This window comes from Palleronia sp., assembly GCF_042089775.1.
GTDB lineage: Bacteria > Pseudomonadota > Alphaproteobacteria > Rhodobacterales > Rhodobacteraceae > Palleronia.
Genome location: NZ_JBELKF010000099.1, coordinates 1 through 10226, shown reverse-complemented (window position 1 = coordinate 10226; position 10226 = coordinate 1). Strand labels below are relative to the sequence as shown.

At 64.8% G+C, this 10226-nt stretch carries 10 protein-coding genes; 9 read left to right on the top strand and 1 reads right to left on the bottom strand.

What is annotated here, in order from left to right; all coding sequences use genetic code 11:
- Positions 1–203: 203 nt before the first annotated feature.
- Positions 204–1922 carry a phosphoenolpyruvate hydrolase family protein gene (locus tag ACFDS3_RS17020; protein ID WP_375263550.1) on the top strand — a complete coding sequence of 573 codons (1719 nt, stop codon included), beginning with the start codon at positions 204–206 and terminating at the stop codon, positions 1920–1922.
- Here ACFDS3_RS17020 and ACFDS3_RS17015 read toward each other — a convergent pair.
- A complete protein-coding gene (locus tag ACFDS3_RS17015; protein ID WP_375263549.1) occupies positions 1912–2547 on the bottom strand; it encodes a hypothetical protein in 636 nt (211 codons plus the stop codon). The two genes, ACFDS3_RS17020 and ACFDS3_RS17015, sit on opposite strands and share 11 nt — an antisense overlap.
- A 266-nt stretch (positions 2548–2813) precedes the next feature.
- Between ACFDS3_RS17015 and ACFDS3_RS17010 the strand changes: the two genes are divergently transcribed.
- The 8 genes from ACFDS3_RS17010 to ACFDS3_RS16975 are packed head-to-tail and all read left to right on the top strand — an operon-like array spanning position 2814 to position 9964.
- Positions 2814–3701 carry a branched-chain amino acid ABC transporter permease gene (locus ACFDS3_RS17010; RefSeq protein WP_375263548.1) on the top strand — a complete coding sequence of 296 codons (888 nt, stop codon included), beginning with the start codon at positions 2814–2816 and terminating at the stop codon, positions 3699–3701.
- Positions 3701–4702: a branched-chain amino acid ABC transporter permease gene (locus tag ACFDS3_RS17005; RefSeq protein ID WP_375263547.1), complete on the top strand. Its 1002-nt coding sequence runs from the start codon at positions 3701–3703 to the stop codon at positions 4700–4702. Before ACFDS3_RS17010 ends, ACFDS3_RS17005 begins: the two co-directional genes overlap by 1 nt.
- Positions 4703–4716: 14 nt before the next feature.
- On the top strand, positions 4717–5982 hold the full coding sequence (locus ACFDS3_RS17000; protein WP_375263546.1) for an ABC transporter substrate-binding protein: 1266 nt from the start codon (positions 4717–4719) through the stop codon (positions 5980–5982).
- Positions 5982–6749, top strand: coding sequence for an ABC transporter ATP-binding protein (locus tag ACFDS3_RS16995; RefSeq protein WP_375263545.1), 768 nt, complete (start codon positions 5982–5984; stop codon positions 6747–6749). The genes ACFDS3_RS17000 and ACFDS3_RS16995 overlap by 1 nt, the downstream gene beginning before the upstream one ends.
- On the top strand, positions 6739–7452 hold the full coding sequence (locus ACFDS3_RS16990) for an ABC transporter ATP-binding protein (protein WP_375263544.1): 714 nt from the start codon (positions 6739–6741) through the stop codon (positions 7450–7452). The genes ACFDS3_RS16995 and ACFDS3_RS16990 overlap by 11 nt, the downstream gene beginning before the upstream one ends.
- 12 nt (positions 7453–7464) lie before the next feature.
- Complete coding sequence (locus tag ACFDS3_RS16985; RefSeq protein WP_375263543.1) at positions 7465–8670, top strand: Tm-1-like ATP-binding domain-containing protein; 1206 nt, start codon at positions 7465–7467, stop codon at positions 8668–8670.
- Complete coding sequence (locus tag ACFDS3_RS16980) at positions 8670–9512, top strand: phosphoenolpyruvate hydrolase family protein (RefSeq protein WP_375263542.1); 843 nt, start codon at positions 8670–8672, stop codon at positions 9510–9512. Before ACFDS3_RS16985 ends, ACFDS3_RS16980 begins: the two co-directional genes overlap by 1 nt.
- 11 nt (positions 9513–9523) lie before the next feature.
- Positions 9524–9964 carry an SRPBCC family protein gene (locus ACFDS3_RS16975; RefSeq protein ID WP_375263541.1) on the top strand — a complete coding sequence of 147 codons (441 nt, stop codon included), beginning with the start codon at positions 9524–9526 and terminating at the stop codon, positions 9962–9964.
- Positions 9965–10226 lie beyond the last annotated feature (262 nt).

Genomic DNA, 10226 nt, shown 5'->3' with positions numbered 1-10226 from the left:
TACAAATCACTCATATCGCCCCCTCTTGTTCGAGGGCCGTGAATCATGCGGGCCGAAAAGCCTCAACCTGATTAATGGGTCCTGAGCCTATGGCGACGGCGGCTGAAACTTCATTGGTACGATTTCCTATCCAAGCGAAGTACATTCCATTAAACATCGCGGAAAGACAGTGACTTTTAATCCAATGGACCGAGGTGACCGAGATGTCGGACGAGGGCCTGCTGATCGGAGCCGCGGTCGGAAGCGGAATCGCGGCGCAGACTGCCGAAATCGGCGGCGCGGATCTTCTTCTGGCAGTGAACGCGGGCCGCATGCGCAACATGGGGGCCCCGTCGATTGCGAGCATGCTTCCCTGTCATTCCGCGACCGCCATGACCGACGCGTTTGCCGCACGTGAAATCTTGCCCCGTGTCTCCATCCCGGTGCTTCTGGGAATCAACTGCTGGGACGTTGAAGCCGATCCGGGTCCGGTCATTGAGCGGATCTCGGAACAGGGCTTCGCGGGCGCGGTGAATTTTCCAAATTCTGCACTCATGCCTCGCGCGATGCGTCAGCTCTTGGACCGCGCGGGGCGTGGCGCGCGGTGCGAGATCGATATGCTCGCTCGGGTTCAGGCGGCCGGGCACGTGGCGTTGTTCTATTGTGGGACCAAGAACCATGCGCGCGCAGCGGCCGAGGCCGGGATCGACATGATCCTGCTGAACTTCGGTTGGAACGCGGGCGGTTCAATCGGTCACGCCCGCCGCGCTTCGATCGAAGAGGTCGGATTGATTGCGCGGGACTACGCTGCGCTGATCCGGCGGATCCATCCACGCACCCGGATCCTGCTGGAAGGCGGCCCGGTGGTATCGGCAGAGGACCTTGGCCACGTCGCCAGCATAGCCTCTCTGGATGGATATGTGGGCGGGTCCACCCTTGACCGAATGCCTTACGAAGAGTCGGTCACCAATCGGATTGCGGGGTATCGGCAGGCTGGCTTGCGAAGGATCAGCCTGACACGACGACAGGAGAAGATCCTTCGCTGGGGCGCCCGTACCGGGCTGATTGGGCGGTCAAAGCCGATGATAGCGTGCCTTGAACACCTCGAGGCGCTGTCGGGAAAGGCGCGTTCGATTGCGGTCACGGTGGAAGAAGGGACGCCGCTGGGGCCGGTGCTGTCGGCGCTTGACCCCGCGGGACGCCATGCGCCGCAGGTCGACGCTGCAGGGGACTCGGGCACTCAGGTCTCGCGCCGCCTGTTCGGTCGCGACGACGCGGAAGGGTATGCGGGGGGGCTTTTGACGGCACCCGGCGGAGAGACGGTGGTCCTGCGTGACATCCACAGGTCGTTGCCATCGCTCCAGCGCCGGCTGGCGCGAAGCTTGTCGAACGGGGCGCTCGTCACGTCGCGAAGACGCCGCCGGATGAGGGTGACCGCGCGGATCCTCTTCGTCTTCGAGCGTGTGGCGGACGAACCTGCTCTCCCGTCAGATCTGCACCCCGACCTGAAGGGGTACCTTTCGGGGTGGGTGGTGCGGATACCTCCGTTGCGGCAGCGGATCGAAGATCTGCCCGCCGTCATGGCCGCGGTCGCGGCGAAGGCCGGGCTGACGGACGATGATCTGCCTTCGCTGAGCGCCGGGGCGATGCAGCGCCTGCGCCGACACGCCTGGCCGGGAAACGAGGCCGAGCTTGAGCGCGTGATCGGTCGGCTGGCGGCACGCAACAGCGAGTACAACGTCAGCGTGACCGAGGTCGACGGGCTTCTTGATGCCGAAGAAGTAGGCGAGAACAACGCCGAGAGGTCCTCGGAACTCGAAAGGCGCCAGATCGTCGAGGCGCTCTGGCGCAACGATTTCCATCGGGGCCGAACGGCGGAAGCGCTGCACGTCTCGCGCAAGACGCTCTATAACAAGATGGCGCGGTTAGGGCTCAACGACTGATTTCCACGGGGGGAAGAAGACTTGCCGCGAGGCCGTGCTGCGCTTCATTCCGCGCGCGCAGACCGATTAGCGGTAGCCCATCCGCCTGTGCCGCGACCGCGCGTTCAAGAGCAATGCGCCGCTCGAGACCGACCGATCCGTTCCTGAACTCGGGCACGGGCGGCACGACGAGTAGCGCGGCGGGGCGTACCGACAGCGCCTCGGCAACGTCTCTCTCGGCCGACACGGTGGCGATGATCGACAGGCCAGCTTCGCCCAATCCGGAAAGCACGCGCATCTCTCGCGCATGGTCGAGATCCACCTCTGCAAGATAGCGCCTAAACTCCTGCTCGTGCTGACCGACGCTTGGGAAGTTGCAGACCCACTCGCTGCCGCGCGCGATCTGGCGCGCGAGTCGAGCGGGCACAATGTTCGGGTCGGCCAGGAACATGCCAAGGCCAGACGGTCGGACGTCCCCGATTTGCGCCGCGATGTCCTGTGCCCCGCTCGAATTGGGCAGCAGAAGCGCCACGACCGCGGGCATGTTCGTCGTGGAGAGCCCGACGCGCGCGGTGACGAGTCCATCCGGCCATTTGCGCGCCCTTCCCTCGGTGGAGCGCAGGGGCCATTTGGAGAAACTACGCATGTTGCCTCGAATTTACCCAAACTTACCCAATCCTGTCCTCCCGACCCGTTGAGCGCCACCCGTGCGGGTGTGACTGTAGCTTAGCCGCCGATGAGGCCTGCGATGGCATCACACGGCGAGGGAGGAGACTACGGGACAGTTCCCGGGACCGAGGGACCCACCTGCGGCGCGGAATCCCGCGTCGTCGGAAAGGCTCAGCTTCGCCCGGAGCGACTGAGGGAGGACATATACGTGCATCTCTACTCGATCAGAATGTTGCGCCGTCAATGATCGAAACGTTATTCGACATCAACTGGCGGCTATTCGTCATCGTCACGCTGAACGGACTGACCCTTGCGTCGCTGTATTTCATCGTTGCCAGCGGCTTTTCCCTGATTTTCGGCCTGATGCGCGTGGTGAACATGGCGCACGGCTCGCTCTACCTGCTTGGCGCCTATGTCGGCTTCGAGATCTCCGGGGCGACCGGAAACTGGCTGCTGGGAATCCTTGCGGCGGGAGTCGCCGTCGCGGTGGCAGGCGCGGCACTCCAGGTTTCGATCCTGTCATGGATGCAGGGACAGGACTTGCGACAGGCGTTGGCGACCATCGGTGTTTCCATCGTGGCCGCCGACCTGATGCTCGCGCAATGGGGCGGGTCGGCGTACCAGATCGCGCTGCCCGGCGCGATGTCGTCCTTCGTGCCCGTCCCGATTGCCGGACGCTACGCGATGGCACGGCTGATGCTCATCGGGTTCGCGCTGCTGATCGGTATCGGCCTGTGGCTGATGCTGAACCGCACACGTCTTGGGATCGTGATCCGTGCAGGCGTGGACGACCGGAGCATGCTTGAGGCGATGGGCGTCAACGTGCCGCTCGTCTTCGTGGGCGTCTTTGCAATTGGTGCAAGCCTTGCCGGGATGGCAGGGGTGATCGGCGGCTCGGTGCTATCGGTGTCACCGGGCGAGGACGCGCGTTACCTGTTGTCTTCGCTGATCGTGGTGATCGTGGGCGGCATGGGGTCGATCCCTGGCGCTGCGATCGGCGCATTGCTTGTCGCCATGGCCGAGACCTACGGGCTGGCCTACACGCCGACCTACGGCATCGTCTACACCTTCGCGATCATGGTCGCGGTGCTCGCCGTTCGGCCGCAGGGCCTGCTGGGGAGGGCCGCGTGATGCGCCGTATCATTCCCCTCGCCGTGCTCGCGCTGGTCCTGGTCTATCCTTTCGTCGTCAACAGCTTCTGGCTGGTGCAGATCGGCGGGCGGACCCTTGGCTTCGGGACCATCGTCCTCAGCCTCGTCTTCCTCACCGCCTATACTGGCATGCTGAGCCTTGCGCAGATGACCGTGGCGGGGATCGGCGGCTATGCCACCGCATACTTCACCGCACCCACCGGCGGTGTTGGCGTGCTGCTGCCCTGGCCGCTGTCGCTGCTTTTGGCGCTTGGACTCGCCACGCTCGCGGGGCTGCTGATCGGCCTCGTCGCGGTGCGGACCCGTGGGATCTACACGCTGATGATCACGCTCGCAGTCGCGATGGCGTTCTACTACCTGACGCTGCAGAACTACGACATCTTCAACGGCTTCACGGGCTTCAACAACGCCGATCCGCCGGTGATCCTTGGCCTCGACCTGGGCGCTCCGCTGCCGTTCTTCTACCTCAGCGCCATCCTGGCCGCGCTTTGCTATGCAGGCGTGCGGCACATCGTGCGGACGCCGTTCGGTCTCGCGCTCCAGGCGCTGCGGGACGAGCCCGACCGGGTCCGGGCGCTTGGCTACAACGTGCCGCTTCTTCGGGTGCTGGCCTTCGGACTGGCGGGGTTCATCGCCGGGATCGGAGGGATTCTGAACCTTTGGCTCAACGCCTCGATCTCGCCCGGTTCGGTCGCGCTGAACCCGGTGATCGACGTGCTGATGGCCGGGGTGCTGGGCGGGATCGGGCACCCGGCAGGGGCCTATGTCGGCGCCTTCGTGTTCACCGTCGTCGACAATTTCGCCATCGATTTCATCGCCCGCGAGCGGTTCAACACGCTGATCGGCCTGATCTTTCTGGCCATCGTGCTGTTCTCGCCCGACGGGCTGACCGGACTTGTTCGCCGCGTCTCGACGCGGTGGGCCGGAGCGGGGCGCCGCGACAAGGGCGCGACCCGCGAGACGAAAGATATCGGTAAATGAGGAGGTATCCCGATATGACGATCCAACGCATGACACTTGGTGCGACCGCAGCCATCGTCGCGCTCATGGGCTCGACCGCGCTGGCCCAGGACGCCGAGACCATCACCATCGGCGGGCTCGCCACGCTCGAAGGACCCTTTGCCGAACCCGGCGAGGACGGCTTGCGCGGCGTGGAGCTCGCGATCCAAGAATTCGGCGGCGAGATCGCCGGCCATCCGATCGAGTTCATCACCGCATCCTCGGACGGCAATCCCGACGTGGCGCTCGAATCCGCCCGTCGCCTCGTCGAACAGGACGGCGCCGACATCCTTGTCGGCCCGCTCTCGGGGTCCGAAGGCATCCGCATCGCGCAATACGCCAAGGAACAGCCCGGCACGACCTTCCTGAACGGCGGCTCGGCGGCCATCGAGACGACGCTGGTCGACCCGGCCGAGAACTTCTTCCGCTTCAACACCGAAGGCGCGCAGTGGACCGCTCCATTGGGCAAATACGTCGCCGAGGAGCGCGGCTGGGACAACATCATCATCGTGTCCGAGGACTATTCGTTCCCCTACGCTCAGATCTTCGGCTTCATGGCCACCTATTGCGAAGCCGGCGGCACGGTCGAAGAGAAGTACTTCACGCCCGTGGGCAACAATGACTACTCGTCGGTCATCGCGCAGTTGCCGATCGAGGCTGGCGAGGTCGACGGCATGTATGTCGTGCTTGGTGGCTCGGATGCAGTGAACTTCCTGTCGCAGTACGCGCAGATGGGGGGTCAGCTTCCCATCGTCGGCGGCACCAACGTGACCGACCAGACGGTGCTGACCACGCAAGGTCCGGCGCGCGAACTTCTGCCCGGCATCCTGTCGTCGGGGCCAGTATCGGACAACGCGGACCTTGAGGCGTGGCAGGAATTCGTCACGCTCTACCAGGACTACTACGGCGACGAGGGCCTGCCGTCGCCGTCGCTCTTCGCGTCGAACTACTACACCAACACCAAGGCCGCACTTCTGGCCCTGCAGGAGGTCGAGGGCGATCTGTCTGGCGACCACGAAGCGTTCAACGAGGCGCTGAGCAACCTCGAGTTCACCAGCCCGACCGGCACGGTGAGCCTGAACGAGAACCGGCAGGCCACCGCCGCGATCTACATCAACGAGGTGGTCAAGCAGGACGACGGTTCGCTGGCCCTCGAACCGATCGAGCGGATCGAGGACGTGGACCAGTACCTGGGGCTCGAGCGCGAGGCCTACATGGATCTGGGCCTGCCGTCCCGCGAAAATCCGTCCTGCCCGTCGTGATGCAGGCGGTTGCCGATAAACAGGCGGAGGCCCTCGTCGTCGAGGGCCTCACGCGCCGGTTCGGTGCGCTTGTCGCGGTGGATGACGTGAACCTGCGCGTCGCACATGGTGAACGGCGTGCCGTGTTGGGCGCGAATGGAGCGGGGAAGACGACGCTGTTCAACATGATCGCCGGGGACCTGCCGCCCAGCGAAGGGCGCATCCGGCTTGCGGGCGAAGATATCACGGCGCTTTCGCCGCAGAAGCGCGTGTTGAAGGGCGTTCGCCGGACCTACCAGAAGTCGCTCGTCTTCGGCGGCCTCAGCGTCCGCGACAACCTCTACATCGCGATCCGCGGTGCCACCGGTCCAAGACTGGCGATCTGGAAGCGCGCCGAAGCGCAACCCGACCGGGCCGAGACCGACGCGGTGGCCGAGCGCGTCGGCCTGACCGACCGCCTCGACGTCATGGCGAGCGACCTCAGCCACGGTGAGCAACGACAGCTTGAACTGGGAATGGCGCTGGCGCATCCACCGAAGCTTCTGCTTCTGGACGAACCCGCCGCCGGCCTTTCCACCCGCGAACGCGAGTCGCTGGTGGACATGCTGGCCAACCTGCCGCGCGACCTGACGCTTATCCTGATCGAGCATGACCTCGATATCGCGCTGAAGGCGGTGGATTACGTCAGCGTCATGCATAACGGCCGCCTGCTGGCGGAAGGCACGCCGGCCGAGATTTCGGCCAATCAGGACATTCAGGACATCTACATGGGCCGCCATGGCAAATGATCGCCTTCTCCAGGTCGAGGACCTGCACGTCTATTACGGCGCCAGCCATGTCCTGCATGGCGTGACGCTGGAGGCAGGGGCCGAGCCCCTGTCCATCGTGGGCCGCAACGGCATGGGCAAGACGACGCTCTGCCAGGCGATCATGGGCCTTGTGCCCTCGGCGCGCGGCACGGTCCGTCTGGGCGGAGAACGCATCAGCGGCCGCCGCGCCTACAAGGTAGCGCGCGCCGGAGTCGGCTATGTTCCCCAAGGCCGCCGCGTGTTTCCGTCGCTTACCGTGGACGAACACCTGCGCCTGGCCGGCAAGCCAGACGGCGAGTGGACAATCGAGCGCATCTACGAAACCTTTCCCCGCCTTGCGGAGCGTCGGAAGAACGGCGGCGGCGCGCTGTCGGGCGGCGAACAGCAGATGCTCGCGATCTCGCGCGCGCTGCTGCTGAACCCGCGGCTTCTGGTGATGGACGAACCGACCGAGGGGCTGGCCCCGGTGATCGTCGATCACGTGGTCGAAGTCCTGCGCGAGATCGCGCGATCGGGCGTCGGGCTCCTGCTGGTCGAGCAGAACCTGACCGTCGCGACCGAGGTGTCGGACCGGATCATGGTGATGATGAACGGCGAGATCGCGCTCGAGACGAACGCGGATGCGCTGCTGAACGACCGCGCGCTGCGCAACCGCTACCTCGGCGTCAGCGCCGAAGCCTGAGAAGGGGCACCCATGGAGAAGCGCATCTACCTCGCCGGCACATGCGACACGAAACTGTCCGAGCTCGACTACGTCCGAAAGCGCATCGTGGCCACAGGGGCGCGGGTTGCGCTGGTCGACCTGTCGACCTCCGACACCGCGGTCGACGGCGCCGACATCGCCGCACGCGAGGTCGCGTCGCATCACCCGGAGGGCGCCGATGGAGTCTTCACCGGCGACCGGGGCAGCGCGGTGGCGGCGATGGCGGTTGCCTTTGAGCGGTTCACGTTGGCCCGTGAAGACTTGGCGGGGATGATTGGCCTTGGCGGATCGGGAGGGACCGCGCTGATCACGCCGGCCATGCGCGCGCTCGACGTGGGCGTGCCCAAGATCATGGTCTCGACCGTCGCGTCGGGAAACGTCGCTCCCTATGTCGGGCCGTCCGACGTGACGATGATGTATTCTGTCACGGATGTGGCCGGCTTGAACCGTATCTCGCGCCGGGTGCTGGCGAACGCGGCCGGCGCCATCGCGGGCATGGCGCAGGTCGAATTGCCCGAGGTTGAGACGCGCCCCGCCCTCGCGCTGAGCATGTTCGGCGTGACCACGCCTTGCGTGAACCAGGTGGTCGAGCGGCTTGGGGGGGCTTACGACTGCCTCGTGTTCCACGCCACGGGCACCGGCGGACAGTCGATGGAGAAGCTTGTCGATTCCGGCCTCATCGAGGGCGTGATCGACACGACCACGACCGAAATCTGCGACCTGCTGTTCGGCGGCGTATTCGCCGCGACCGAGGACCGGCTAGGCGCGATCGCGCGGACGCGGGTGCCCTATGTCGGTTCGGTCGGCGCGGTCGATATGGTGAATTTCGGTGCGCCGGACACGGTGCCGGAGAAGTTCTCACAACGGCTCTTCTACGAGCACAACCCGCAGGTCACCCTCATGCGCACCACACCCGAGGAAAACGCCGAGATCGGTCGCTGGCTGGGGCAAAAGCTGAACGCCTGCGAGGGGTTCGTGAAATTCCTGCTGCCCGAAGGCGGCGTTTCGGCCCTCGATGCGCCCGGTGCGACGTTCCACGATCCCGCGGCGCGGACCGCGCTCTTCGACGCGCTGGAGGCCACGGTCGATCAGACTGACAAGCGCCGCCTGATCCGTATTCCAAGTCACATAAACGATCCCGATTTCGCCGACGCCCTCGTCGCGGCCTTTCGGGACATCAGCTCAGGAGGACAGTGATGCCCCGTATCCCCCGCGAGGACATCCTCGCAAAGTTCCGCAACATGATCGCCGAGGGGCGCCCCATCGTCGGCGGAGGCGCCGGAACCGGCCTCTCCGCCAAGTGCGAGGAGGCAGGCGGAATCGACCTGATCGTGATCTACAATTCCGGCCGCTACCGCATGGCCGGGCGCGGATCGCTTGCCGGGCTGCTGGCCTATGGCAACGCCAACGAGATCGTCATGGACATGGCCCGCGAGGTCTTGCCGGTGGTTCAGTCGACGCCGGTGATCGCGGGCGTGAACGGCACCGATCCATTCTGCAACTTCGACTGGTTTCTCGACCAGGTGAAGGCGGTCGGCTTCTCGGGCATCCAGAACTTCCCCACCGTGGGCCTGATCGACGGCACCTTCCGTGCCAACCTCGAAGAGACTGGCATGGGGTACGGCCTTGAGGTGGAAGTGGTCGCCCGGGCTCGGTCGAAGGACCTGCTGACGACCCCGTATGTTTTCCGGTCCTCTGACGCCGAGGACATGACAAAGGCCGGCGCTGACGTCATCGTTGCCCATATGGGCCTGACCACTGGCGGGGCCATCGGGGCCGAAACGGCGCTGACTCTCGAGGACTGCGTGGAAGAAATCAACGCGATCTCCGACGCCGCTCGCACTGTGCGCGACGATGCGATTGTGATCTGCCATGGTGGCCCCATCGCAATGCCCGAGGACGCTGCATTCATCCTGGACAACTGCCCCGACTGCCGGGGCTTCTACGGCGCAAGCTCGATGGAACGACTGCCAACTGAGACAGCGCTGATCGCTCAGACGCGCGAGTTCAAGGCGCTCAAACGCAGCGCAGCCAGCTAAGGGAGGACGACATGGCGAAGGTATATATCAGCGACATCATCGAAGCGCCCGTCGACAAGGTTTGGGCTTTGGCCCGAGACTTTAATGGGCATGGCGAGTGGCATCCCAAGATTTCCGAAAGCAGGATCGAGGATGGGATGCCGCCGGACCAAGTCGGCTGCGTCCGCAGCTTCACCCTCACCGACGGCGGCCACCTCCGCGAACGCTTGCTCAGCTTCAGCGACCTTGACCACGCGTTCACCTATTCCATCATCGCCTCGCCCATGCCGATCGAAAACTACGTTGCCACCTTCCGCTGCACCGCGATCACCGAGCGGGACGCCACCTTTGTCGAGTGGTGGGCCGCGTTCGAGGTAGGCGCCGAGGACGAGGCGGAGATCCGTCGGGCCGTCGGAAAGGAAACATTTGCCGCAGGTATTCGTGCCTTGGCAGAACGCCTGGATCGGGCATAATCTGACGGGCTGGGCGTCCGATTGTCCGCCCCTGGTAAGGCTGGTCGCATCAGAGATCGGCTGGTTGTCCATCTGAACCGGACGGCCAGCAAGACGGCGCACCGCATTGCGGAAACCTGTTTCATTTTTTTCTTCGGCTGCTTCGGAACTGTCGCGGAGATAGAGGCGCCATCGCGAATGGCAGGAAGGTCCGGCCCGCCGTCATCCTGACCTGAGCCCCGTTTCTTCCTCCAGTTTGAGGTAGAGTCCGCTCCAACGAGGA

Coding starts and splice junctions, on each gene's coding strand:
- ACFDS3_RS17020 (WP_375263550.1), top strand. CDS start 204: ATGTCGGACGAGGGCCTGCTGATCGGAGCCGCGGTCGGAAGCGGAATC.
- ACFDS3_RS17015 (WP_375263549.1), bottom strand. CDS start 2,547: ATGCGTAGTTTCTCCAAATGGCCCCTGCGCTCCACCGAGGGAAGGGCG.
- ACFDS3_RS17010 (WP_375263548.1), top strand. CDS start 2,814: ATGATCGAAACGTTATTCGACATCAACTGGCGGCTATTCGTCATCGTC.
- ACFDS3_RS17005 (WP_375263547.1), top strand. CDS start 3,701: ATGCGCCGTATCATTCCCCTCGCCGTGCTCGCGCTGGTCCTGGTCTAT.
- ACFDS3_RS17000 (WP_375263546.1), top strand. CDS start 4,717: ATGACGATCCAACGCATGACACTTGGTGCGACCGCAGCCATCGTCGCG.
- ACFDS3_RS16995 (WP_375263545.1), top strand. CDS start 5,982: ATGCAGGCGGTTGCCGATAAACAGGCGGAGGCCCTCGTCGTCGAGGGC.
- ACFDS3_RS16990 (WP_375263544.1), top strand. CDS start 6,739: ATGGCAAATGATCGCCTTCTCCAGGTCGAGGACCTGCACGTCTATTAC.
- ACFDS3_RS16985 (WP_375263543.1), top strand. CDS start 7,465: ATGGAGAAGCGCATCTACCTCGCCGGCACATGCGACACGAAACTGTCC.
- ACFDS3_RS16980 (WP_375263542.1), top strand. CDS start 8,670: ATGCCCCGTATCCCCCGCGAGGACATCCTCGCAAAGTTCCGCAACATG.
- ACFDS3_RS16975 (WP_375263541.1), top strand. CDS start 9,524: ATGGCGAAGGTATATATCAGCGACATCATCGAAGCGCCCGTCGACAAG.